15 protein-coding genes are annotated in these 25,982 nt (G+C 45.1%); 12 read left to right on the forward strand and 3 right to left on the reverse strand.

Annotation, left to right across the window (positions count from 1 at the left end):
- Positions 1–304 precede the first annotated feature (304 nt).
- The 3 genes from Q9R36_RS13840 to Q9R36_RS13850 all read left to right on the forward strand — a co-directional run bounded on the left by Q9R36_RS13840 (position 305) and on the right by Q9R36_RS13850 (position 3,826).
- Positions 305–1,786, forward strand: coding sequence for an S-layer homology domain-containing protein (locus tag Q9R36_RS13840; protein WP_311225339.1), 1,482 nt, complete (start codon positions 305–307; stop codon positions 1,784–1,786).
- 296 nt (positions 1,787–2,082) lie between these two features.
- The gene (locus Q9R36_RS13845; protein WP_148975732.1) at positions 2,083–2,634 is read left to right on the forward strand and encodes a sigma-70 family RNA polymerase sigma factor; all 552 of its coding nucleotides are present in this window, start codon (positions 2,083–2,085) and stop codon (positions 2,632–2,634) included.
- Positions 2,594–3,826: a DUF4367 domain-containing protein gene (locus Q9R36_RS13850; RefSeq protein ID WP_311225340.1), complete on the forward strand. Its 1,233-nt coding sequence runs from the start codon at positions 2,594–2,596 to the stop codon at positions 3,824–3,826. The genes Q9R36_RS13845 and Q9R36_RS13850 overlap by 41 nt, the downstream gene beginning before the upstream one ends.
- Positions 3,827–3,867: 41 nt before the next feature.
- Here the strand turns inward: Q9R36_RS13850 and murJ are convergent, their stop codons facing one another.
- From murJ to csaB, 3 genes are all read right to left on the reverse strand, one after another.
- Positions 3,868–5,397 (reverse strand): murein biosynthesis integral membrane protein MurJ, encoded by a 1,530-nt coding sequence (murJ, locus tag Q9R36_RS13855; RefSeq protein WP_148975734.1) that lies wholly within the window; start codon positions 5,395–5,397, stop codon positions 3,868–3,870.
- Positions 5,398–5,476: 79 nt separating this feature from the next.
- On the reverse strand, positions 5,477–6,649 hold the full coding sequence (locus Q9R36_RS13860; protein ID WP_148975735.1) for a glycosyltransferase family 4 protein: 1,173 nt from the start codon (positions 6,647–6,649) through the stop codon (positions 5,477–5,479).
- Between the two features lie 13 nt (positions 6,650–6,662).
- Positions 6,663–7,772: a polysaccharide pyruvyl transferase CsaB gene (gene csaB / locus Q9R36_RS13865; RefSeq protein WP_311225341.1), complete on the reverse strand. Its 1,110-nt coding sequence runs from the start codon at positions 7,770–7,772 to the stop codon at positions 6,663–6,665.
- A gap of 346 nt (positions 7,773–8,118) precedes the next feature.
- Between csaB and Q9R36_RS13870 the strand changes: the two genes are divergently transcribed.
- The 9 genes from Q9R36_RS13870 to Q9R36_RS13910 all read left to right on the forward strand — a co-directional run bounded on the left by Q9R36_RS13870 (position 8,119) and on the right by Q9R36_RS13910 (position 25,958).
- Positions 8,119–9,393 carry a nucleotide sugar dehydrogenase gene (locus Q9R36_RS13870; RefSeq protein WP_311225342.1) on the forward strand — a complete coding sequence of 425 codons (1,275 nt, stop codon included), beginning with the start codon at positions 8,119–8,121 and terminating at the stop codon, positions 9,391–9,393.
- A gap of 24 nt (positions 9,394–9,417) precedes the next feature.
- Positions 9,418–10,131: a WecB/TagA/CpsF family glycosyltransferase gene (locus Q9R36_RS13875; protein ID WP_148975738.1), complete on the forward strand. Its 714-nt coding sequence runs from the start codon at positions 9,418–9,420 to the stop codon at positions 10,129–10,131.
- A gap of 180 nt (positions 10,132–10,311) precedes the next feature.
- Positions 10,312–11,772: an O-antigen ligase family protein gene (locus tag Q9R36_RS13880; RefSeq protein WP_311225343.1), complete on the forward strand. Its 1,461-nt coding sequence runs from the start codon at positions 10,312–10,314 to the stop codon at positions 11,770–11,772.
- The gene (locus tag Q9R36_RS13885) at positions 11,769–12,866 is read left to right on the forward strand and encodes a glycosyltransferase family 4 protein (protein WP_311225344.1); all 1,098 of its coding nucleotides are present in this window, start codon (positions 11,769–11,771) and stop codon (positions 12,864–12,866) included. Before Q9R36_RS13880 ends, Q9R36_RS13885 begins: the two co-directional genes overlap by 4 nt.
- A gap of 560 nt (positions 12,867–13,426) precedes the next feature.
- Positions 13,427–15,886, forward strand: a complete 2,460-nt coding sequence (locus Q9R36_RS13890) for an S-layer homology domain-containing protein (RefSeq protein ID WP_311225345.1) — start codon at positions 13,427–13,429, stop codon at positions 15,884–15,886.
- Between the two features lie 762 nt (positions 15,887–16,648).
- On the forward strand, positions 16,649–19,312 hold the full coding sequence (locus Q9R36_RS13895) for a 5'-nucleotidase C-terminal domain-containing protein (RefSeq protein WP_311225346.1): 2,664 nt from the start codon (positions 16,649–16,651) through the stop codon (positions 19,310–19,312).
- An 89-nt stretch (positions 19,313–19,401) separates the two neighbouring features.
- Positions 19,402–23,943 carry an endonuclease gene (locus Q9R36_RS13900; RefSeq protein WP_311225347.1) on the forward strand — a complete coding sequence of 1,514 codons (4,542 nt, stop codon included), beginning with the start codon at positions 19,402–19,404 and terminating at the stop codon, positions 23,941–23,943.
- 580 nt (positions 23,944–24,523) lie between these two features.
- Positions 24,524–25,264, forward strand: coding sequence for a YveK family protein (locus Q9R36_RS13905; RefSeq protein WP_306010178.1), 741 nt, complete (start codon positions 24,524–24,526; stop codon positions 25,262–25,264).
- On the forward strand, positions 25,254–25,958 hold the full coding sequence (locus tag Q9R36_RS13910; RefSeq protein ID WP_311225348.1) for a CpsD/CapB family tyrosine-protein kinase: 705 nt from the start codon (positions 25,254–25,256) through the stop codon (positions 25,956–25,958). Before Q9R36_RS13905 ends, Q9R36_RS13910 begins: the two co-directional genes overlap by 11 nt.
- Positions 25,959–25,982 lie beyond the last annotated feature (24 nt).

Consider the following 25,982-nt stretch of genomic DNA (forward strand, 5'->3'; position numbering starts at 1 on the left):
TCCTAAAACTAGCTGATCTTACCCAAAATCAAGCTGGTTCTATTTAATAACTTGATGATTCTACTTAAAATCAAGCTGATTCCCCCTAATTAGCAGCTGATTCACCCTAAAATCAAGCTGATTCTCCCTAAAAATTCAATGATTCGCCCCAAAATTACAATGATTCGCCCCACAATCCCAACTATTCGCCCTTTAATACATTTTTTACCAAAAAACACCTCGAAATAACAACCCTCCCTCCATAATGACAAATATTTCTACCCAATATCTCATTATGTTAAAATACTGGAAGAGGAGGGATAGCATGAAATCTCAAAAACTAGTGAAAATGGCTGCGGCCGGTGTATTTATGCTCAGCCTGGGTGCAGGTGCAGGTACTGGTGTGCAGGCTGAAGGAGTGACAAAGGCATCTTCTTCTGTCCAGCCGCTGATTACGGCAGCAAATGCTCAGGTGAATATTGCCGAGGTGCAGAAGATGCTGCGCGAGGTGGCCGTTCAGAAAGGCATCCCGGCAGAAATTCTGAAGGCAATCGCTTATGTGGAAACAGGCATGATGCAGTTCAACGGCAATGGATCCCCGATCATTTCCAATGACGGCGGAATCGGCATCATGCAGCTGACGCTGACACCGGAAGAAATCAGCCAATATAACGTTGATGTGGAAAGATTGAAAAAGGATACGCGCTACAATATTGAGCAGGGGGCCGACCAGCTGCTGCGCAAGTGGAATAACAGCAATCTTCCGCAGGTGAACAAGCATGAAAAAGAGAAGATTGAAGATTGGTATTTTGCAGTCATGAGCTATAATGGGCTCTCCAAACGAAATGACCCGAACCATGCAGGCGGCAATGCCTACCAGGAGAAGGTATTCCAGACAATCAGGGAAAACAGCCTGGTGGAACTGGGGGAAACGCCGAAGCTGGATATCCGCTATCCGGATGCATCACGTCCTGAGCTGATGACATTCCCTGCAGGAGTAGACTATACGTGGCCTACCAGCACAAAGACAACACAAAACTATAAGAACAAAGCAGTCGCTTATACATATAACACTGCGCGTTCTACCTCCAACCTGCGTGATTCCATCACTGATGCGACGCCGGAAGCAGTCCTGCATTATACACCGGTTGAAATCACAGGCGGACCTTACGAAAGCGGATCGAGCATCTATAACCAATATGTATTCTACAAAGTGAAGGGGACAGGCTTCGAAGGGTATATGGCATCCTCCAATCTTGTCACATCCAATGAGATAACCTATTTCAAGGATGTATATAATAAGGAAGTCTCCCGGGCAGTAACCTTCCTGCAGACGAGGGATACTATCAATGGCTATACTGACGGCACCTATCGCCCTGAAGTGAAGCTGCTGCGCTATCATGCTGCCAAGCTGATTGTCCAGGCGCTGGACCTGAAGCTGCCGGCAGGCTATAAGATGAAAGCTGATGATATGAAGCCGGGCAGCCCGGGCTATGAATATATGCTCATCGCCGAAGCGAACGGCATCATGGGCGCAGGCGGAAAGCTCAAGCCTTATGATCCGCTCACAAGGTCGGACATGGCGAGCATTCTGGTCCGTTCATTCGGCGACACCTATAACCAGCCGCCAGCAGGCTATCATTTCGCTGGAATCGCTCCATTCCATCCAAACCGCACGAATATCAACAAGCTTGCTTATAGCAAAATCACCAACTCGGTTCCATACAACGGAAACAATACAGTCGACCGCGGCCAATACGCGCTCTTCCTCGAACGTTCCGTTAAAATGAAAGAAGCGAAAAACTAGTATCTAAAAAATAGGGTGGAGTATCTTAGGTCTGCTTTCAGACAGCCCAATAAATTACAAAACCCTGTTGATCTTCGTTTCAGGCACGCAGACTCCAGCGGGATTGCAGCGCCGCCCCGCGGAAAGCGAAGTGCCTGCAGCGGAAATCAACAGCTCCATTAAAAATAATAGTTTATATCTTAGCGCCGGCCAAAAAACCGGCGCTTTTCCATGCCCACCCAAAAAAATAAAATCAACCTTCTCCCCCCACGCCTCGTCTAAAAAATAAACAAATCTTCCCGAGAGGAGGGACATGATTGGATAAACATGAAATCATCAGCGATTTGATGGACCGGCATGGCACCGATGTACTCCATCTTGCCTATTCGTATGTCCGCAATCATCAGACCGCAGAAGATCTTGCACAGGAAATCTTCATCAAATGCTATGAGAAGCTGGATACCTTCCAGGGGAATTCATCCATTGATACCTGGCTCTACAGAGTGGCAGTTAATCACTGCAAAGACTATGTCACCAGCTGGCATTACCGGAAAATGCATGCCAGCGATGTGATTTCCTCCTATTTCACGGGCGGCAGCAGCAGTGCCGAACAGGATTTAATCGAACAGGAGGAAAAGACAGAGCTGCTGAATGAAATATTGCAGCTTCCTTTAAAATACCGCGAAATCATTTTCTTATATTATTATCAGCAATGCACCCAGAAAGAGATCGGCGATATATGCGGGCTGAACCTGAATACCGTGAAATCGCGCATGACAAGAGGCAAGGAGCTATTAAAAAAATCTTTAACGAAAAGAGGTGAGTGGAATGGAGAAAGAACTGGAAGAAGTAAAAGATCAAAAGCATAGCGGGAAACTTGCGGAATTCCGATTTACTCCCGATATGAAAGCAAATGTCATGAGAACCATAAGCCAGAAGGAAACAAGGACAGCCCAAAGACATTCCCGAAAGAAGGCGGGAAAATGGGTTCCTGTCATGCTGACAGCCGTGTTTCTTGCCGCTTCCTCTGCAGGGGTCTATTCATTGGTGAACCAGCAGGAAGAAGATCAGCAGCAAACCGCCGAAAAGAAACCTGAGCTGATCACACCTCCCTATATACCGGAAAATTATGTGTTTAAGCATATGCATACAGTAGGAGAGTTATATGAGCATATATTCACCGATTCGGCGAACGAGCAGAATACATTTTCCTATCAGATGCGCAAGGAATTGTCGGACGATCAGCAGTCAGGCTCTGACCTCATGCTGGCAGATAATCTGACCGGCACCTATTATCATGGAGAAGACGGGCTGTCGTATATCATCTGGGAAGCGGAAGGCTTCTATCAGGTCGTTGAGAAGCAGGGAGACCTAAAGGAAGAAGAATTGTTCAAGATTGCAGACTCCATCCTTGAAGCCAAAGGGTATAACAGCCTGCTGCTCGAAAATACAGAAGACACCGAAAAGCAGGAAGATACAGAAGCAGAGGCCCCTAGCAATCAGCCGGACCAGAACGAAAACAATGAACCAGAGGAAAACACAGAACAAGATCCAGAACAGAACAATCCTCCGCCAACAGAGGAAACAGAGGAAGAACAGGAAGAACAGCCTGAAGCAAACGAACCTGAGGATAATCAGCAGGAAGAAGAACCAGTGGAGCAGGGCGGGCTGAGCAAGGCAGAAGCAAGCGGCCTCTCGGCAAGTTCCATGACGCTGTTTGATCAGCAGTTAAAGAAATTTGATGCTAATTTGAAGCATCCAACCTTCAAAACAGAGGAAGAGTTTTACACTGAATTTTCTTCCATTATGACCAAACAGCTCGCAAAGAAAAGATTTGGCTATATAGTTGAAGAAAAGGCGGATGGACTTTATCTTGTTGCTACCGAAGGGCCGATATTCCTGGACACATCACAGCCTTATGAACTGAAGCAGACCAGTCCTTCAGAATATAAAATCACCCAGAAACATAAAAGCGATCTTCACGGTGTCCTCACCATCGTCATCACAATCAGTCAGGTAGAAAACAAGTGGATCATGACTGATTTTGAACATCAATATTGAAAAAAGCGCCAGCAAGATAGCTGGCGCTTTTCGCATTATAATCAACCAGAGCTTCCGCCCCGTTTTTTCCGTACGACAGAAAGCAGCTGAACAAATCCCTGGCGGTAGAAGAAATATAATCCTCCCGCATAAAGGATGGCGCCAAGCGGTACAAGAATGCTCAGCTCGAACAGCGGCAGCCAGTCGGAGACCGGTGTGAACTGCTTGATCAGGTAGAGCGGCACCGCCATGATGACAGATGGCAGCAGCACGCGGATGAACAAGGAGATAAGCTTCCTTCTTTCGCCTGCATCAAAGTCCTTGTAGACCACATAGGTGGATACGCCCAGATAATAGAAGGAGACGACAGAGCTGGTCAAAGCAAGCCCCGGATAGCCGAACGGACCGACAAACAGCCAGTTGAGCAGCACATTCAATAGAATCGTCGTCACACTGATCCGGAGGATGATCGCCGTCTTCCCGCGGGCGTACATCGACTTCGAGACGATGTACTGCAGGCCCTGCGTCACGATCAATGGCAGATACAAGAGAAGTGCAAGATAGGTATTTTGCGTGTCTTCTGCCGTAAATCTCCCGCCTTCATAGATAAAAGCAATGGCCGCATCACCGACAAGCAGGAGCCCGACGGCGATTGGCATCAGGGTGACAAGGGAGATCTGCATGCCCATGAAGAACGTCTGCTGGAATTTTTTATGGTTATCCACCTGCTCTGACAGCAGGGTAAAGATGATCGCAGCAATCGTCGTGCCGTAGATCGCCTGCGGGATGCTCACCAGGAGGGAAGCATTATTCAGATAAGTGACAGCACCGGAAATCGTGCCGGCGGCAAATGTTTTATTGACGAACATATTGATCTGCCCGACGACTGAATTGAGCAAGGCCGGTACAAGAAGGGCAAGAAAAGTGTTGCGGAATACTTTATCAACCTTGATCGTCGGCTCCCAATGAAAACCGCTTTTCCTGAGATAAAAAATCTGCAGGACGGTTCCAAGAAGCGTACCAGCGATAAAGCCGTAAGCAAGGCTGTTGATGCCCCAGGAATCAGAGAATAGCAGAGCGAATACGGCACCCATCAATGTTGCCAGGAGCTTTGAAATCTGGGATGGAACAAACACGCGCCTGCCCTGCAGGTAGGATTCCAGAATTCCGTTCAAGGCAATCGCTGTCATGAAAAGGAAGAAGAATTGCGTGATATCGACAGCGACCTTCTCCTGCACCTCGTTCATCGATCCGTAGATGAATGGGACGATATACGGGACGAAGAAATAGCCGGCAACCGTAACAATCAGGAAAACCAGCACGGTGGCATTCATGATGCCGCTCGCATTCCGTTCGGTGGCGGCTGTGTCAGCATTCCGGTGCTTTATATACAAGGGCAGAAACACATTATTGAATCCGCCTGAAATCATGGCCACAACAAGTGTGATAAAAGAAAAAGCAAGCAAATAGCCGTCTGTGAAGTCGGTTGCGCCGAATTCTCTCGCAATGATGCTCTCGCGCAGGAAGCCTGACAGCTTAAGGACGAGGGCAAGCAGCGTGATCCAGATGGCAGTTTTTTTTAATCCTGACATGGATTCTTCAGTCACTTTCTATTTAAGGGTAGAAGGAAACCCCAGGTAAAGCGGGTGCTCTCCCTGAGGCTCTTCACAATTATTTCTTCAGTGCGCTGAGGTAGATTTCCTCATATTTGGCTGCAGCGGCAAGGTGAGAATATTCCTTCTCAATTTTTTCGCGTGCATTTTTCGCCATTTCCTCGCCTTTTTCCGGATTTTCGAGGAAGTACAGAATAGCTTCGGAAAGCTCCTCTACATTCTTTTCCTCAACCAGTAGGCCGTCCTTGCCGGGATCGACAATCTCCTTCAGGCCGCCGACTGCACAGGCGACAAGCGGAGAGCCGGAGCCCATCGCTTCAAGAGCCGAGATGGAAGTAGCTTCCTCAACGCCGGCAGAGTGGACGCTCGGCACAAGGACGATGTCGGCCAGGGCATAATAGTCTTTTACCTTTTCATGCGGTACGGCACCGAGCAGCGTGACGCGGTCTTCCATTTTATTTTCCGCGACAATCTGCTTGATTTCATTTAACGCTTCGCCGCTTCCGGCATAAATTAATCTGGTGTTTGGATATTTCTCAAGCACAGCAGGCAAAGCCAGGGCAGGGTAGATGACCCCGTTCTTTTTTGTCAGGCGGCGCGGCACGAATAAGACATGCTCGTCTCGTGACACCCCGTACTGGTCGCGAAGCTGGCCTTTTTTATCTTTATCAGGCTTGAAGCTGTGAATATCAATGAAGTTGCGGATGGCGTTGCCTTCCACTCCGGACATTTCCTTTACATAGTCCTTCAGGCGCTGGTCAACGGTAATGATCTTCCGTGTCCCTTTATAGGCCTTGATTTCGATATCCTGCATTTCCTTTGCCTCAGGGCTGCCTTCGATAATGCTGCCTTTGCTGACAGATTCAAACGCCATATAGCCGTGGACAGTCGAGACAGTCGGGATGCCCGTTTCAATGGCAGCAAGCGTGGTGAATGGATCTTGTGCATTGATCAGGTCATACTGCTTATGCTTGTTCTTTTCGATCAGCTTCTGGATCAGCTTCTTCCGGGCATGATGGCTCCACAGGATGCCGCGGCCTTTCTTAAGCTTTTGAATGACAAAGCTTGGCCCCTGGGCATATACCTTGCGGACAGCGGGGCTGATATCAGAAAATGACAGGACATCAACCTCATGTCCGCGCTCTTCAAGTCCGGCCTTTAATGTGGCCACATGAGTGGAAAGTCCACCCGCGTGCGGATAATCGTATGCGGTAGCAATTAATATTTTCATTTTGGCGCCTCCATTAACGTAAAAAGTTTTCTTTCAGCAGCTCAACATTGCGGACAGCTTCTTTTCTCATAGCTTCAGCATTGGTTTTGACCACAGTGCTGTATTTCTCGCGGTTGTCCAGTAGGTGAAGTGAATTCTTTGTGAGCTCTTCAGCCTCCATTTCTTCAAGGACGGCCGAGAATTCCCACATCCCGCTGCGCTTCAGCAGGCTTTCCACCTTTTTATCGTAGCTGAGGCCGATATGCGGTACACCCATAAGTGTTGAGAAAATCAGGGCATGAAGACGCATGCCGATCGTCATCCGGCATTCGCCGATAAAGTTCAAATACTGATTTGGCGTAAATTTTGTTCCAAGGATAAGGCATTTGTCAGCATGCTTCATATGGGCAAGCACCTTTTTGCTCGCTTCATCATCGTGATGGCCTTCCATCGGCACGAACACAGGGGTCACATCACGTTCCTCAATCAGGCGGTCAAGGATCTGGCCAATCTGCTCGAACTGCTTTATCTTTTCAAACCATGGACGCACAGAAACGGCAACCAGATTATCCTTTCGTTCAAGATCAAGGCTGTCGATGCAGCTTGTATCTTTTTTCGGATGGAAAGCAAAGACGATATCTGATGTAACGACCGTTTCTGGCCGTTTGACGCCAAGCTTGTGCAGCAGGTCCTTAGAGAACTGGTCACGGACTGTAACAAAGTCGGCCATATTGGCAAAAACCTTCATGAGTATCTTGCCCCAGGTGGACTTGACAGGTCCGATGCCCTGGGAGAAGAACATGACTTTTGTGCCGCAAAGCTTGGCAAGGAATACAATCAGTAAATAATAAGGAAGCGGTCCGAATATAAACTTGGTCGGATATGTATCCTGCAAAAGTCCCCCGCCGCCGGACACGAGCAGGTCGGCTTCCTTCAGTGCTCTGACCTTGCCTTTAAAATCCTGGCGCCAGCCCCGGTAAACGGTTTTGACATGATGTTCCTTTGCAGTCTGTTCCGGAGACAGTGAAAAAACGGTAATTTCTGGTTCGTTCAATTGATCGCGCAAATTATCGACAATAGATTCCAGGATGGCTTCGTCGCCTGTGTTTCCAAGTCCGTAGAATCCTGAGATGACAATCTTCAAAGAAGTATTTCCTCCTTATAGTGGGTTAAGGCTGCATTTCCTGCCAGAAAGCTTTTCTTTTAGTATGCACATATGCTTTCATCCGGCATTAAAATTAAGCCTCTTGGTAAAAAATTGCGAATGCAAAGCAGAATATTTTCGCAACATAAAAGAAAAGGAGCCGGTGAAAACGCCCCCTAAAAAGCTAAACCATATTTTATCATTATAACTGCTTTCAGACAATGTCAATGATGCAAGGTTTGTCAGGATTTGTTATACTATGTTAGAAATTATTTGAGATTGTTCACCGGGTAACAAGAAAGCCCGGTATATCACTATTGAAGCCTATAAAGAGAGGTCCTATTTGATGGAAAAGATTTGTGTAATTGGATTAGGATATATTGGCCTGCCAACTTCGGCCATTTTTGCAAAAGCCGGCTATGAAGTAGTTGGCATGGATGTCAGCGAACGTGTCGTCAATTCACTGAACAAAGGGGAAGTCCATATAGAAGAAGTCGGCCTTCCGGAGCTTGTGAAAGAAGTAGTGGAGACGGGCAAGCTGCGCGCGTCCACAGCACCTGAGGAAGCAGATGTCTTCATCATTGCCGTACCGACGCCGATCCACGAAGACTATACAGCGAATGTCGACTATGTTGTCAATGCTACAAAGTCAATCGTGCCATTTTTGAAAAAAGGCAATGTCGTCATTGTTGAATCAACGATCCCGCCAAGAACGATGGATGATATTGTGGCACCGATCCTTCAAGAAAGCGGATTTGACACGCAGAATGATATTTATGTGGCTCATTGCCCAGAGCGCGTGCTCCCAGGCCGCATCCTGATCGAGCTGATTGAAAACACCCGCATCGTCGGCGGAACGACACCTGTTGCTGCGAAAAAAGCGGCAGATGTCTATCGTGCCGTCGTCACAGGCGATGTGATTGAAACAGAAGCAGTGACTGCTGAAATGTCCAAGCTGATGGAAAATACCTTCCGCGACGTCAATATCGCACTGGCCAACGAACTGGCGAAAATCAGCCAGAAGCTTGGCGTTAATGCGCATAATGTCATCGAGCTTGCCAACAAGCATCCGCGCGTGAACATCCATACGCCTGGACCAGGAGTAGGCGGCCACTGTCTGGCAGTCGACCCTTACTTCATCGTGGAAAAAGCTCAGGCAGAATCGCCATTAATTCAGGAAGCCCGCCGCATCAACAACTCTATGCCTCATTTTGTGGTGGAGAATATTGAGAAGCTTACCGTCCAGCTGGAAAAGCCGAAGATCGCTGTATTCGGCCTGACGTACAAAGGCAATATCGATGATGTGCGCGAAAGCCCGGCACTCGAAATTTACGAAATGCTGAAAAGCAATCCGCGCTTCGAGGTCCATGCCTATGATCCGCATGTGCAGAACCACCAGGTGGATTTTGAGCTGTCTTCTTTTGAGGAAGCCGTTAACGGGGCCCATGTCGTCGCGATCCTTGCAGACCACTCTGAGTTCCGCGAGCTGAAGGCAGAGGATTTTGCAGGCATGGCTTCGCCGGTTGTGTTTGATACGAAGAACTGTACGGACATGGATGCTGATCATGTAAAGGTATACCGCATCGGCGATCTTTCCATGCTGACGCCCATTACATTATGAGTAAAAAAGAAAGCGATGAGTAGAATGGGAAAAGAGCAATATTTAGGGGTCGATGTTTCCCCTCTTAATTATGAAGAGATTATTGATGATCTCAGAACCAGGATGATGGAAGGGAAACAATCGACCATTATTGCCGTAAATCCTGAAAAAGTCATCAAAGCGGAAGAAAATGAAGAGCTGCGCGGCCTGATCAACGGGTCAACCTATCAGATCCCTGACGGCGTCGGTATCTTGCTCGCCTCTAAGCTAAAGGGCGGGAGCATCACCTCCAGGGTGACCGGCGTGGATATGATGGAAAGATTGATCCGCTTCGCCGCTGAAGAACATCATAAAGTATTTCTGTATGGCGCCAAGGAAGAGGTTGTCACAGAGGCTAAACGGAAGCTTGAGGAAAAATATCCGGGGCTCATCATCTCCGGCTATGAAAACGGCTATGTCCAGGACCAGCAGGCGCTTGTTGAGAAAATCAATGAATCAGGCGCCGAGCTGCTGTTTGTCGCCATGGGCAGCCCGAAGCAGGAGCTGTGGATCCGTGAGCATATGCCGCATCTTAACGTTAAAGTATTCCAGGGTGTCGGCGGAAGCTTCGACGTCTTTGCCGGCAAGGTGCAGCGGGCACCGTCCTTTTACCGGAAGCTCGGCCTTGAATGGCTTTACCGCCTGATGAAGGAGCCGCACCGCTTCAAGCGGCAGCTCGCCCTGCCGAGGTTCCTTCTGAAGATCATGTCCCGCCGGTAGGGATTGGTTAAGATTCACAGGATTTTCAACTTTTTAATATAGACTGCTCCAGTTCCCCATGTTATAAATGGAGAGAACTTTATTGGACTGCCTTCTTAGAACACAAAAGGCTTGAAAGACTACTTTTCAAGCCTTTTATCCTGCATAAGCAAAGTAAAAGGCAAGAAAGGACCTAGATTGATGAATATTTCATGGAGAGATTTTCCTTTTGCACTCATAAGCGTGCCTCTGATCATCCTTGCACTTATAATTCCCCATTCACTTGTCGGGCTTGGGGTATCGGCGCTATTGGCCCTGTATGCGTTTTTCTCGCCGAAGAATGGCCTGCTGAACCTGCTGATTTATTTTCCGACCCGTTCGTTTTTGATTGAAATAAATCCATCGCTGAAGATGGCAGGAGATCTGATCATCCTGGCGGCATTCGCAAGTGTGGTGCTGAAATATCTTCTTCAGAAAGAATGGAAGAAGATATTTGAATTCCATATTTTCGAATGGGCGTTTTTCGCCTTTTGTGCAGTGGGAGCCATCTCGGCGTTCCTGACCGGTGTATCGCCGACTGCTATCGTATTTCAGCTCAGGGCCTTCCTGATCACGTATATCGTGTTTTACGTAGTGAGGCGCCTGAATATTACAAAAGAAGATATACTAAAGTTTCTTTGGACAACCTTCTTCATGGCCATCCTGCTCTGTCTGCACGGCCTCGTCGAGAAGCTTTCCCTGAGGACGCTCCTCATGCCGGAAAAATGGGTCGGGCGCTCATTGTCCTACAATAACCGCGTGAGGATTTACGGACTGATTGACAATCCGAACGTACTGGCTGTATACCTGTCCATTGCGTTCATGCTTGGCGTGTACCTGAAGCAGCTCGTCAATAATGGCAAGACAAGGCTGTTCATTAATATTGGCCTTGTGCTCATGCTTGGCGTCATCACGCTGACCTATTCACGCGGGACATATATCGGCTTTGTGATTGCTTTTGTTGTCTATATCCTGCTCACAAAAGAGTGGAAGCGGGCCCGCAATATCGTAATCGGCATCCTGATTGCAGTTGTCCTGGTCAATATTCCCGTGACAAAAGGAGCGAACTACTTTAAGCTCCAGGGCCTGGATCAGGATGTACCGCGCACCGAAACGCCTGCAGACCAGACTGAACAGCCTTCAGATGAGGAGCGGCGCTTCAAGGAAACATTCGAGATGTCGACCGTTGAGCTCAGTAAGACAACCGGCCGTCTGTTCATTGTGAACAAGGGCTTTGAAATCTTCAAAGACCACCCGGTTATCGGCACAGGCTTTGCCACTTACGGCGATTCGGCGGCAAAGAGCTATTCTTCACCGATCTATGATGACTATGGCATCGAGAATGACATCTATTCGGACAACCAGTATATTCAGATCATTGCACAGACAGGCGCAGTCGGCGTCATCCTGTTTGCTGTCTTTCTCTTAGGCATGCTGTTCTTCCTGTGGAAAAACAGACAGGAATCCAAAGCGGCAATCGCCCTTATGAGCGTCCTGCTGGCAGTATTTGCCTGTGCGCTGCTCTACAATATTTGGGAAGATAAAACATATACAACGTATTTCTTCATGATGCTGGCAGCTGTTGCCGGAACATTTACAGTCAAAAGGAATGAGCAGTCATGAAAATTTTGCATCTAATCAGCGGAGGGGAGACAGGTGGTTCAAAAAACCACCTTCTTTCTTTATTAAGCCATCTAAAGTCTGAGGACATCCTGCTTGGCGTTTTCCAGGAAGGCAAACTCGCACAGGAAGCGAGGGAGCTTGGGATCCCGCTGGTCTTCTTCAACCAGAAATCACGCTATGACCTGTCCATCTTATCAAGGATTAAAAAGGTCATCAAAGATGAAGGAATCACCATTGTCCATACTCATGGGCCGAGGGCAAACCTTTTCGCCTATATGGTGAGAAAAATGATTCCGTTCAAATGGGTCACCACAATCCACAGCAATCCTGAGCAGGACTTTATCAAAGGCGGGATTAAAGGTCGTGTCTTTACTGCAATCAATATGAATGTCATCCGTAAAATAGATCATTTCTTTGCCGTATCTGAACGCTTCAAAAGCATGATCACCGGCTTTGGCATCCCGGCAGGGAAAATTACGACTATCTATAACGGCATTTCCTTTGATAAAGAATTGAAAAACAATCTGACAAGGGGAGATTTAGGGCTCTCAGAAGAGGAGTTTGCCGTCATCATGGTGGCGCGCCTGCATCCAATCAAAGGCCACACCGTTGTCTTTGATGCTTTCCAGAGCCTTTTGAAAAAAAGACCGGATACAACGCTGCTCTTGATCGGCGATGGACCGATACGGGCGGAGCTTGAAAAGGAAGCTGCCAGGAAAGGGATCGCGGAAAAAGTCCGCTTCCTCGGCTTCCATGATGATGTTCACTCATATCTGTCCTTATCTGACGTCAAGCTGCTCGCATCCTACAGTGAAAGCTTTCCGCTCGTCATTCTGGAAGCGGCCCGCGCCCATGTTCCGGTCATTTCTACAGATGTGGGCGGTGTGAAGGATTTGATTTCGGATCCTTCGCTGGGCTGGATTGTGCCTGTCAAAGATGCATCTGCCATAGAGTCAGCCATTCTTGCAGCAGCTGAAGCGAAGGATCAGGGAAAACTCTCAAATATGGGAGATAAACTCTACGAAAAAGCTTCGGCCCTTTATTCTGTCAAACAGCTCGCCGACCAGACTCTGGAAACATACAAAAAAATATAGCATACACCAAAGCCGGCGTGCATACACTGGCAAGGTGAGTTCAGCAAAGCATGCAGCTCTTCTGCATGCTTTTTTTCTTGGAAAATAATATAAAAAAACCTGAAACTAAATCAAAACTCACATCGTCTATAATAAGAGGTGGAAGTGCTGGAAACAATTACTATGCCAAACTAGTATTATTTTGCCATGGTAATTCTTCCATCTAAAGTAAATTACCTGTATAATAATTTTTGTTGCTGGTATTACACTCCTAATGCATGGCATAAGTGGGTTTTCTGGCAAAAAACAGTTTGCAGGGATAATATTGTAAAAAACAGTTGAAATATCATCCATTTTTGGTAGAATAGAATACGTGTATAGTAGTTCTATTCTGTCATTTAGGAGAGAAGCACTGTTTTTCTTCCAGGAATGCTCCATTTTCACCTACATAGCAACGCGAAACATGGGGGAATTTGACGGAAATAGGAAGCTGCTAAACTGCAACAAATTGTGTTCATCGAAGATTCAATCTTCGAAAATATTAAAAACCTTTATTTACAAAACAGGGAGGAAACAAACACATGGCTTATCAACCTAAGTCTTACCGCAAGTTCATCGCAACAGCTGCTACTGCAACAATCGTTGCTTCTGCTGTAGCGCCTGCTGCAAGCGCAGCATCTGTATCTGATTTCAAAGATGTAGCTCCAAAATACCTAGATGCTGTTAGCTACCTTGTAGCAAATGGAATCACTCAAGGTACTACTGATACTACATTCGGTACTCACGACAACGTAAAACGCGGTGATGCTGCAATCTGGCTGGCAAAAGCTCTTAAGCTTGACCTGACTAACGTACCAGCTTCAGGCTTCACTGATACTGGCCGCTACGATGCTGCTGTATCTGCACTTAAATCAGAAGGCGTTCTTTCTGGTAAGACTGCAACTACTTTCGCTCCTAACGCACTGCTTACTCGTGGTGAAATGGCGAAGATCCTTGCTAACGCTTACGAATTAACTTCTGACACAGATGTTCCATTCACAGACCTTGGCCCTAACTTCGGCCCTTACATCAAGGCTCTTTACGAGTACGAAGTAACTCAAGGTAAAACGGCTACAACTTTCGGAACAAGCATGAACATCACTCGTGGTGACCTTGCGATCTTCCTAAAGAGAGCTGCTGAAGTTGTTAAGACTCCAGAAGTTAAAACTATTTCTGCTGTAAATGCAAAAGAAATTGTTGTTGACTTTAACAAGAACATGGATTCTTTAACAGCTGAAGACGAATCTAACTATGAAATCAAAGTAAACAACGGATCTGCTTTATCTACTTCAAGCTATACTGTTGAATTGCACGAAGATGACGAATCCAAAGCTGTTATTACTCTAGCTGATGGTTCTGCACTTGCAAATGGTGCTTATCTTTCTGTTAAAGTGAAAAAGAATGTTGTAGATGACAAATTAGCTCCTATTGCTGACACTACAAAAACATTTACCTTTGTAGATAACGCTGCGCCTACTGTAACAAAAGTAGAAGTAGATGGAGATGACCTTAAAGTTACTTTTGACGACTACATCAACTCTGTTGGCTTAGTAAATGTTAATGGTGTAAACAAATCTTATACAGTTTCTTCTGCAAAATCTAAAACTGTAACAGTTACTGATGGTGCTAAGAATTTAGGCAATGGAACACATGTTGTTTCTCTTGCTAATGTTGTTGATATTACTAACAACAAATCTGTATATGTAACTGGTTCTTTCTCTATCAATGTTAGTACTGTTGCGCCGGTCGTAACTAAAACAGAAAAAGTTTCTTCTAACTCTTTCAAAATCGTTTTTGATAAAGCTGTAACTGAGCCAACTGTAACAGTTAAGAAGAATGGATTAGATCTTACAACTTCTGTTGCTGGAAGCGGTAAAGAGTACGTTGTAACTGTTTCTGATAACGGTGGGGTGAAAGTTTATAACACTGATGAATCATCAGTAAATGTTATTGCTTCTATCTCTGCTTTCAAATCAACTTCTGATAACCTAGTAGGTAACGCTGCAACTGCTTCTGTTACTTTAACTAAAGACACTACTGGTCCTTCAGTACAAACTCGCTTTAACAAGATTGTAGACGCTGACTCAGGTGTTGGTGTTGATGAAGTATTCAGCATTAAGTTTGACGAGGTTATTAAAACTGCTGATAAAAACAAGATCGTTTTAACTGATAAGAATGGAGTAAGGAAAGATGTTGATTCAGCAACTATTGTTACTGATGCAGACGGAAACACTGTTCTTCAAGTTAAAGCAAGCGCTATTCAAACTGATGGAGTAATTGCAAGCGGAAGCTATACTTTAGTATTGGCTGAAGGTACTGTAACAGATTCTTCAAGCAATAAAAACAGTGCTACAACACTTACAATGACTAAAGGTTCTTCTAATGTTGGAGATCTTAGCGTATCAGCTTCAGTTTCAGGTAACGTCATCACAATTCCTTATGGAACTGACATGACAAGCAGCGCTGTAAATCTTGCTAACTATAAGTTAAACAATCAATCACTTCCTAATGGAACTGTAATTTACTTCAGTGGAAGTAAAGAAACAGTTAAAATCGAGCTTCCAGCTGGATCTGTTACAAACTCTGGTAATGCTCTATTATCAATCACTGATGTAGTCGCAGAAAATGGTGCAAAACTAAGTGCTGCAAGTGCTAACCAAGTAATTGGCGGTCTAACTGATAACGTTAAACCAACACTTGTATCTGCTAAGAAAGTAAGTTCTACTTCAGTTGAACTCACTTTCAGTGAAGGTTTATCTGCACTATCAGCAGGAACTGCTTCTAACATCTTGGATGACTTCAAATTTGAAGTAAATGGACTAGAATTAACTCCAGCTTCTTATGCAGCAGTTTCATCTGGTAACAATAAAGTTGTATTTACGGTTGCTCCTTACAATACAACTCAAACTCTAACTGTTAAAACAGCAAAAACTGGTTTGAATATTACTGACGTAGCTGGTAATGCTCTTACTGCGGATGTTGCTGTAACTGCAGGAAACTAATATAGAAGAGCAGCTTGCAATTTGCAGGCTGCTCTTTTCTATATAATTTATTATAAGAACTCCTGGTAATAAGCAAGAGTAGATTAAAAAGCATTCGATGCGATATAGCAACGAGTGTTTTTTTCGTTATAGCGGCAATTTATGAAGCTCTTCTACCGTTTTCAGCATCAAAATACTGCTTGGAAACATCCAGGATTGAGGACCAGCTGGTGTTATTTAGAGAGATGCTGACAAATAATTAATTAAAGAAACGTGAGGCACTCGAAAGTTCGTAAGGATATTTGACTCGATAATATTAAGAAAGATTAAATATTCTTCAAGAAGTTGGGCATGTAACTTATAGGGAATAAAATAATAAAATTAAATGTGTTAGATGTAATTTCAATATAATTTTTATGAATAATCCTACACTATTGTATAAAGAAAAATGAGACTAAGTCGCTGTTTTTAAAAAGATTTTCTCAAGTAATGGGTAAAATCTGTTAAAAAGAAAGATATATAGAAAAAGTAATTATCTCATCAAAATACGAATATTCAGCTGTATTTACAAAATTAACATTCGACATAAAGCGCATACAAATGTAAAAATCCCGTAAAATATGTATAAATATGTGCAAACTGCGTAGGTCTTTTGTTATAATGTAAGAGCTCTGGTCTTACTATTCTTAATTCAAGGTATTTTGTGAATTGATAGAGTAATAGGACTATTTTTGGATATTTTTCTGAGTATTTGCCAATTTTAAAAACTGAGGAGGCACTAGGATGACCAAAAACCGTAAATTTTTAGCAACAGCAGCAACTGCAGCTGTCGTAGTTTCGGCAGTGGCACCAACAGCAAGCGCCGCAAATTTTCAAGATGTAACAGATCGCTATAAGGATGCTGTCGATTTTGTTATCTCTAAAGGCGGTAAAGGTTTAAATGCGTATTCGTTTGGGACTAGTTCCGAAATTAAGCGTGTAGATGCAGCTGTATTATTAGCGAAGGTTCTGGGCTTAAATACTCAAACTGCTCCCGCCTCTGGATTCAAAGATGTTCCTGCCCGTGCAGAAGGTGCAGTAAATGCTCTTAAAGCAGCAGGGATTACATCAGGAAAAACAAAAACTACATTTGATTCAAACAGCTCTATTACCCGCGGAGAGTTGGCCATTTGGCTGCATAAAGGATTTGGACTTAAAGGCAACTCCAGCATGGAATTCAAAGATGTAACACCAATGTACAAAAATGCTGTACAAGCCTTGGCTGCTAATGGTGTAACAAAAGGAACCACTGAAGATGAGTTTGGAGTCAATCTAAACGCAAAACGCGGGGATTATGCTATATTCCTACATAAATCCGCGATGGTAATGGAAAATATGGTTGAAGCCGTCAGTGTGGAGTCGGTCAACAATACTACGATTCGCGTAAAAGTAAAAGGTCAATTAGAAAATGTCCTGACAACAGATTTTTCATTTGATGGCGGACTGAAAGTAGAAGCAGTCAAGATTCTTCCTTCTGCACCGGCTGACGAAGATTATACGACGGTTGAATTGACAACTTCTGTTCAAGAGTCAGGCAAGACCTATAAATTGTTATCATTTAATGGCAAGTCTGTTATCGGAGACATTACGTTTAAAGCACCTCAGGCTCCAAATCCGGGTACGCCATCAAATCCGGGTACACCTACAGATCCACCTGTTGAAAATTTCAATCTGTCACTTATGCATACAAATGATACACACGCAAACATTGACAATGCCGCAAAGCGTGCTACAGCTATCAAGGAGTACGAAGCTGGCCATCCGGACGCTTTACTGCTTGATGCAGGAGATGTATTCTCAGGTACTTTGTATTTCAATAAGTTCCAAGGTGAGGCAGATTTGAAGCTTATGAATTATATGGGCTACGATGCCATGACATTCGGTAATCACGAATTCGATCTTGGATCTACTCCAGAGGGTCATCAGGCACTTGCAGAATTTGTCCAAGGTGCAGACTTCCCATTTGTAAGCTCCAATGTAGACTTCTCAAAGGACAGCCATTTCGATGATATCTTTAATACAGAAGAAGTGGAATCAAATCCTGAAGACGGACAAATCTACAATGCCATTGTGAAAGAAGTAGATGGGGAGAAAATCGGTATTCTTGGCTTGACTACAGAAGAGACAGCCGGAATTTCCAGCCCGGGCAGCGTTGAATTCCAGGATTATATCGAGGAAGCTCAAAAAGCAGTCGATGCGTTTGAAGAGCAGGGCATCAACAAAATTATCGCTCTAACACATATCGGGTATGATGATAACCCGGCTTTCGACAATGATCAAGAACTGGCTAAAGCTGTTGACGGCATTGATGTCATTGTGGGCGGACACTCTCATACTTTTCTGGGGACAGATTCCCGTGATGCTTCCACTTATAAGCCGGTTGTAGACACTCATGGAGACGAGCCGACAGTAATCGTGACAGCCTATCAATACAGCACCTTCCTGGGAACATTGGATGTCGAATTTGATAAAGACGGCAAGGTTGTCGGCCATGCGGGTGAATTGGTAGATGTTTCTAAAAAGACAGAAGATGCAGGTGCGGCAGCTATTCTGAAGCCTTATGCAGATGAAGTAAAGACGCTTAAAGAAGAATCGACAGGAGCAACTGCTTCAGTTGAACTGGTTCAAAACATAGGTGGCCAAGCGGTAGTCCGCAACCAGGAAACCAATCTTGGAAACCTGATTGCCGACGGAATGCTGAGCAAAGCCAAGCAATATAATGAAGATGCAGTCATCGCGTTCCAAAATGGCGGGGGTATTCGTGCTTCGATTAATAGCGGGGAAATCACAGTCGGGGAACTGATCACGACATTGCCATTCGGAAATACTCTGGCAACAATGAAATTAACAGGTGCCGAAGTGAAAGCCGCTCTGGAGCAGAGTGTGAGCATTGCACCTGCACTAAACGGCGGGTTCCTTCAAGTGTCAGGCTTAAAGTTCACTTATGATACTTCTAAAGGTGTAAACGATAGAGTAACTAGCGTTACAGTTCAGGACAAAGATGGAAACTGGGAAGCGTTAAACCTGGAAAAAGAATATGTTGTAGCTACTAATGCATTCACTGCAAAAGGCGGAGACAACTATAAAGTGTTCGAAAAAGCCTATAAAGAAGGCCGTGTAACTGATCTGGGGCTAACAGATTGGGAAGTGCTTCAGGAATATGTGAAGGAGCTTGGAACGGTTAATCCTTCTGTTGAAGGCCGCATTGTACAAGTGGTGGAGGCTTCAGGATTCAGCGGTACAGAAGCAGAACCAAAAGTATATAGCGGAAATGTGACAGTGGATGTGACCGGAGTAGACAAACTTGAGCATGCGCATGTAAAAGGAAACCTGTACATCAAAGGCGACGCTTCTACCATTGAATTCAACAATGTAGAAGTTGATGGCGAAACAGAATTTCTAGACTGATTATAAAGCAGATCCTTCTGGTCTCCCAGGAGGACCTGCAATGAAATGACTATAGCTTTACAAAAACTATGATTAAAAAGGGGCCGACTATGAAAAAAGGAAAGTGGAAAAAACCGCTAAATGCCTTTTTGTCAGCTGGTTTAGTGACAAGCCTATTTGTTCCTGCTGCTGTACCGTCAACGGTAAAAGCGGAGACAGTAGCTGCTGCTTCAGATCTGATTATTTCAGAGTATATTGAAGGAGCTAGTTATAATAAAGCAATTGAATTATATAATGGCACCGGCTCTTCGGTTGACTTAAGCCAGTATTCTCTTGAGCTGTATACTAATGGATCCAGCATTAACCCATTTAAGCTTGCTTTATCAGGTGAGCTGGCAGATAAGCAGACATATGTAATCTCACACGGTCAAGCTTCTGCGGAAATACTGAGTAAGAGCGATACTACTAACAGCAGTGTGATTAACTTTAATGGTGACGATGCTCTTGTATTAAAGAAATCTGGAAATATAGTAGACTCATTTGGCCAACTCGGAGTGGATCCAGGAACATACTGGGGTACAACTGTTAAAACAGCTGATATGACGCTGGTCAGAAAAAGCTCTGTCACTTCCGGAGACACTATAGCGGATGATGCATTTGTTCCCGAGGACGAGTGGACTGCCCTGCCGAAGGATGATGCATCAAACCTTGGCATCCACCAAATGGATGGATCAGCAGGTGAGAACCCGGGAGACCCTGATCCTGAAGAGCCAGGCGATGTTGAGATCATTTCAATCGCTGATGCAAGAGCTGCAGCAGTTGGGGAAACGGTCACTATTAAAGGTGTTGTAGCTGCAAACCTTAAGAATACCGTGTCTGTCCAGGATGCGACCGGCGGTATTGCGGTTCGCCCGGCTTCTCTTGATGCACAGGTTGGTGATGAGGTAACACTGACAGGTAAACTTGCAGTTTATAGAAACTTGCTTCAGCTTGATGGAGCAGTGATTGTAGAAAAGAACGAAGCAGAAGCTCCGGCTCCTAGAACAGTAACAGGTAATGAAGTCGGCGAATCACTTGAATCACAGCTGGTGACAGTCAAGAACTTGGATCTTACTGGCGTCGATTCCTCAGGAGCTAATTTCACAGCCACAGATGGAACTGGCAGTTTCATAGTCAGGGATGAGTATATAACGCTGGGCTTAGAAGTGGGAACGGTCTATGAATCTATTACTGGCATTGTCCAGCAGTTCGATAATGACTACCAGATCATCCCGCGCGGCGCGCAGGATATCGTGGTCGACAGTGCTGCTCTTCGCCCGGCTCAAGCTGTACCGGGAAGCGGCACATTTGTCGGCAGCACTGAAGTGACGCTATCCACTTCAACTGCCAATGCAGAAATCTTCTATACAACAGACGGTTCAGAACCGACTGATGCAAGCGAGAAATATACTGCACCTATCCAAATCACAGAAGATACAGTACTGAAAACAGTTGTAAAGGCTGAAGATGGTACATTGAGCGAAGTTACAACATATGAATACACGATTACAGACTCACTGCAGATCCATGATTTGCAAGGAAAGAACCACACGTCTCCGTTTGCAGGGGAAACAGTGGAAGGAATCGAGGGTATTGTAACCTATGCATTCCAATCCACCGGTTCCTATTATTATCATATCCAGACACCTGATGAGCTGGCTGATAATGATCCTGATACTTCAGAAGCGCTTGTGTTATACAGTGGGAACAGCCCTTGGCCTATCACAGTGGGAGATCTCGTTTCAGTAACAGGACAAGTAAGCGAGTACGCCATTGAAGGGTACAGTGACCGCCAGACAACAGACCTGAAGACAACACAGATTACAGTCAGGAATGATAGAGGCGGGAATGTAACTGTACTTGAAAGCGGGGTCAGCCTTCCAGAGCCGATTGTCATTGATGAAAGCAATCTGCCAAGCGGGCATATCGACAGCGATAACCTGGAAGTATTCAATCCGGAAAAGGATGCTATTGATTTCTGGGAGAGTCTTGAATCCATGAGAGTCCAGGTCGGCGATGTAAAGGCTGTAGCTCCGCAGGAAAATGGAGATCTTGTAACAGTCCTTGAAAGTGCAGAAACCGATACACTTCATGGCGGCCTATTATATGAAGAAAATGATCAAAATCCAAACAGAATCCAGTTCCGTCTGGAGCCAAATGGCGAAGCCCGTGATTTTGAAGTGGCAACAGGCGACAAATTCGAAGGTCCTTTAACAGGGGTAGTCGGATATTCTTATCAAAACTACAAAATCTATGCAGCTTTGGCTGATCTTGAAGAAGCCCATATTGAAGGTGAAGCTGAACCTGAACAGACGACTATTGTGAAAGCTGAAGATAAGCTGACCGTTGCGTCCTATAATTTGGAGAACTTCTCGAATAATAAATCTTCGTCCCCGGACAGCAAAGCACAAAAGCTTGCCCGTGCCCTGGCCACTGACATGCAGAGCCCAGACATTATCGGTGTAACAGAAGTTCAGGATAATAATGGCGGATCTGCGGGAGATTCAGATGCTTCTGAAAGCTATGAAAGACTTATAGCAGCAATCAAAGCAGCCGGCGGTGCAGAATACAACTACGTTAATATCGACCCAGTCAATAATGCAGACGGCGGTGCACCTAATGCCAATATCAGGGTAGGTTTCTTATACAATCCTGAGCGGGTTTCTTTAACTGAAGGTATTCCTGCAGGAGATGCAACCACTGCTGTTGGCTATGAAAATGGCAAGTTAACGCATAACCCAGGGCGTATTGACCCGACAAATAGCGCATTCGATGACAGCAGAAAGCCCCTGGCAGCCCAGTTCGATTTCAAGGGTGAAAGTGTCGTTGTTATTGCCAACCACTGGAATTCCAAGTCAGGGGATACACCTTTATTTGGATCACAGCAGCCTCCTGTCTATGGAAGTGAAGTACAGCGCCATAAGATTGCAAAAATCGTCCATGATTTTGCAGCGGGTATCAAAGCAGAAAACCCTGATGCCAACATCGTTTCTTTAGGTGATTTTAATGACTATCAATTCTCTCAGTCTTTAAAAATCCACGAAGGCGATATTATGACAAATATGATCAATAAAGTGGAAGCTTCTGACCGATACACTTATGTATATCAGGGCAACTCCCAAGTGCTTGATCATATCCTTGTATCTAATAATCTTGTTGACAATACGAAGGTTGATATTCTTCATATCAATGCTGACTTTACTGACATGGCCGGCCGTGCAAGCGACCATGATCCGGTATTGGCGCAAATTGATTTCTCAGGTGAAACGGAAGCGCCAATCACACCAGAAAAAGACTATCAGTTTAATAACTTTAAGACTAAGAAGCTGACCATTTCAAAACCTAGTGTTTCCATCACTGTAAAAGGAAGCTCTGTCATTCAAGACGGCATCTACTTTACTGGTGAATACGCTGAGTTCCATGGTGAAAGCCTTGCAGATACAAAAGTAGTGATCAAGCCAGCGAAAGCGGATGCGATCATTGACTTTAAAGGTACTGTGATTAAAGAAGTAGTCATCGACAATAGCAATGTAAAAGAAATCCGCGGTGCTGAAAACGTTCAGAAATGGACAGTTACAGACGGCGTCGATACATCGAATATCAAGTTCACTAATGTGAAAGGGGAAGCTATTGCTTCTCCTTTTCTCCCTGTAGAGAACGGTGCCCCGGCTGCCCGTGCAATCAGCAATCAAACTGTTCAAAAGAATGATTCTTTAACAATTGAACTAAGCAACTACTTTACTGACCCGGACGGGGATGAGCTCACCTATACATCCACAAGGGGAAATGTATTCGGCAGCACGCTTACCTTCCTTGAGTCTGAGGAAGGCACGTATCAGGTAACAGTCAAAGGCACTGATGGCGATAAAGAAGCTCAGCTTACTTTTCAATTAACTGTTACAGGAGAACAGACTGAACAGCCAGTTGATTCCTATTATACGGCTGCTGCAGGCAAGACAGGCAGTGAGCTGAAGGCTGCTCTGCACGATATTATCAAGACTCATAAAGTTCTTTCTTACAGCCAGGTATGGGATGCGTTGAAAGAAACAGATGAGGATCCAAACAACCCGAACAACGTCATTCTTCTTTATTCCGGCCTTTCCCGATCTAAAGACAGAAACGGCGGGAATGTCGGCGATTGGAACCGGGAGCATGTCTGGGCCAAGTCCCATGGCGATTTCGGTACAACCAATGGACCGGGAACAGATATCCACCATCTCCGCCCAACAGATGTCCAGGTCAACAGCACGCGCGGTAATTTGGACTTTGCCAATGGCGGCAGTGCTGTAACGAACTGCAGCGATTGCAAAAGGAGCGCCAATTCCTTTGAGCCGCCTGACCGCGTAAAAGGCGATGTAGCGCGAATGCTCTTTTATATGGCAGTCCGCTACGAAAATGGAGACAGGGTGGATCTTGAGCTGAATGACCTGCTTAACAACGGCTCGAATCCTTACCATGGCAAGCTGTCTGTCCTGCTCGAGTGGAATGAACAGGATCCTGTTGATGCGTTTGAAATGAACCGCAATAACGTCATCTACAGTATCCAGGAAAACCGCAATCCGTTCATCGACCATCCTGAGTGGGCCAATCAGATTTTCAGAACAGCCAATTAATGAGATCAGCTTCCTTCTAAGAGGGAAGCTGATTTTTTATTTTGGAAAAATCAACAGAATAAAGAACTAAAAATTTACTATATGCCTACAGTTATATAAAAAGACGTTTCGTGGTCTATTTATTCAAAAAATACCCAGAATACAAAAATGCTGGGAATACAGCATGATTAGACAATCTGTATAGATAAGGTGATAATATGGATGTAAGGTTATCAATTGAAAAAAGAGTGAGATAGTCAGCTGCGATTTCCTTGGCACCTTCTGGCCATGAGAATTTTCCTGCTGCTATCACATTCCCCATATTCAATTCCCAAATTTCCGTTGGCACTCCTTGGAGTGCTTTTTTTAAGGAATTGAACGGCAGGACAGCATATTGTAATTTCTTCCAAAATCCAATTTAATCTATAAATATGCAGTTTTTTATAGTTTAATGGACTAATGAGGAAAATAATTGCCAGATTGCTGTCAAAGTTGAGCGGATCTTGTAAAAATCATGCCATTATAACCATTTTTTGATATATGATATGCTATAATACTATGTGTTTTACAATAACCTTACATTTTTTTCAGGAGGAACCCAATGGAGGAAACAATAAGTTTGAAAGAGCTTTTCCAGACATTAAGGAAGCGTCTGGGTCTCATTTTGTCTATCGCCTTCGTTGCTGTAGCAACGAGCGGTCTCATCAGTTACTTTTACCTCACTCCCATTTATCAGTCTACAACACAGCTGCTGGTCAACCAGGCCAAGAGCGACCAGCCGGTATATAATACCGGTGAAATCCAGACCAATCTGCAATTAATTAACACTTATAATGTCATCATAAAGAGCCCGGCAATCCTTGACCTGGTAAAAGAGGAGCTGGACCTTGATATAACGACAAGCCAGCTGGATTCGAAGATTACGGTCGGCAGCCAGACGGACTCCCAGGTACTGGCCATTACAGTCCAGGATCCTGATGCCAATATGGCAGCTGATATCGCCAACACGACGGCCAATGTCTTCAAGCGTGAAATCGTTGAAATCATGAATATTGATAACGTAAAAATTCTGGCGAAAGCAGAGCTCACTGACAATCCGGCACCTATCAAACCGAACAAATTGCTGAATATGGCCATTGCCCTCGTAGTCGGCTTGATGGCAGGTGTTGGACTTGCCTTCCTATTAGAATACATGGACAACACGGTAAAAACAGAGCAGGATATTGAGAAACTGCTGGATTTGCCTGTGCTTGGCACGATTGCCATTATTAATGAAGAAACAGGAGCCATGGAAGAGAAAGCAGCACGAAAGCAGCGTGGAGGTGAACGGGATGCTGTTTAAGAAGAAGCCGAAAGCATCTGTGAATGACAGCAGGAGAAAGCTGGTGGCAGCTTATAACACAAAATCTCCGATTGCCGAGCAGTACAGGACCGTAAGAACCAATATTCAATTCTCATCCGTTGATCAGGATGTCCGTTCCATCCTGGTGACTTCATCCGGTCCGGGGGAAGGGAAGTCCACAACAGTGGCCAATCTTGCTGTAGTATTTGCGCAGCAGAACAAGCGGGTGCTGCTCGTTGATGCCGACCTGCGGAAGCCTACTGCACACTACACCTTCAACCTGACCAACAATAACGGTCTGACAAATGTGCTGACGAAAAGCTCCAGTCTGTTAAAAGCGGTTAAGGAAACAGCAGTTGAGAATCTTTCCGTACTGACAAGCGGACCGATCCCTCCAAACCCTGCTGAACTCCTTGGTTCACAGGCGATGGAAGAATTCCTGGTAAATGTCCAGAAGGAATTTGATGTCGTCCTATTCGATACTCCGCCGATTCTTGCTGTAGCTGATGCCCAGATCCTGGCTAACAAGGTAGAGGGCACCATGCTCGTGATCAGCAGCGGCTACACAGAAATGGAACAGGCGGAAAAAGCGACAGAGCTTCTCCGTACATCCAAGGGCAAGCTGCTTGGAGCAGTGCTGAATCAGAAAAAGCTTCAGGATTCGCATTACTATTACTACTATGGCGGAAAATAAGAAGATTCGACAAAATCTCTTATT

The organism is Bacillus sp. AG4(2022) (genome assembly GCF_031844465.1).
Lineage (GTDB): Bacteria > Bacillota > Bacilli > Bacillales > Cytobacillaceae > Bacillus_AB > Bacillus_AB infantis.

Excerpts from the sequence above, each read along its gene's own strand:
- murJ (WP_148975734.1), bottom strand. The coding sequence starts at position 5,397 with ATGTCAGGATTAAAAAAAACTGCCATCTGGATCACGCTGCTTGCCCTC.
- Q9R36_RS13895 (WP_311225346.1), top strand. The coding sequence starts at position 16,649 with ATGACCAAAAACCGTAAATTTTTAGCAACAGCAGCAACTGCAGCTGTC.
- Q9R36_RS13850 (WP_311225340.1), top strand. The coding sequence starts at position 2,594 with ATGGAGAAAGAACTGGAAGAAGTAAAAGATCAAAAGCATAGCGGGAAA.
- Q9R36_RS13900 (WP_311225347.1), top strand. The coding sequence starts at position 19,402 with ATGAAAAAAGGAAAGTGGAAAAAACCGCTAAATGCCTTTTTGTCAGCT.
- Q9R36_RS13875 (WP_148975738.1), top strand. The coding sequence starts at position 9,418 with ATGGGAAAAGAGCAATATTTAGGGGTCGATGTTTCCCCTCTTAATTAT.
- Q9R36_RS13880 (WP_311225343.1), top strand. The coding sequence starts at position 10,312 with ATGAATATTTCATGGAGAGATTTTCCTTTTGCACTCATAAGCGTGCCT.
- Q9R36_RS13840 (WP_311225339.1), top strand. The coding sequence starts at position 305 with ATGAAATCTCAAAAACTAGTGAAAATGGCTGCGGCCGGTGTATTTATG.
- Q9R36_RS13885 (WP_311225344.1), top strand. The coding sequence starts at position 11,769 with ATGAAAATTTTGCATCTAATCAGCGGAGGGGAGACAGGTGGTTCAAAA.
- Q9R36_RS13890 (WP_311225345.1), top strand. The coding sequence starts at position 13,427 with ATGGCTTATCAACCTAAGTCTTACCGCAAGTTCATCGCAACAGCTGCT.
- Q9R36_RS13905 (WP_306010178.1), top strand. The coding sequence starts at position 24,524 with ATGGAGGAAACAATAAGTTTGAAAGAGCTTTTCCAGACATTAAGGAAG.
- Q9R36_RS13860 (WP_148975735.1), bottom strand. The coding sequence starts at position 6,649 with ATGAAAATATTAATTGCTACCGCATACGATTATCCGCACGCGGGTGGA.
- Q9R36_RS13910 (WP_311225348.1), top strand. The coding sequence starts at position 25,254 with ATGCTGTTTAAGAAGAAGCCGAAAGCATCTGTGAATGACAGCAGGAGA.
- Q9R36_RS13870 (WP_311225342.1), top strand. The coding sequence starts at position 8,119 with ATGGAAAAGATTTGTGTAATTGGATTAGGATATATTGGCCTGCCAACT.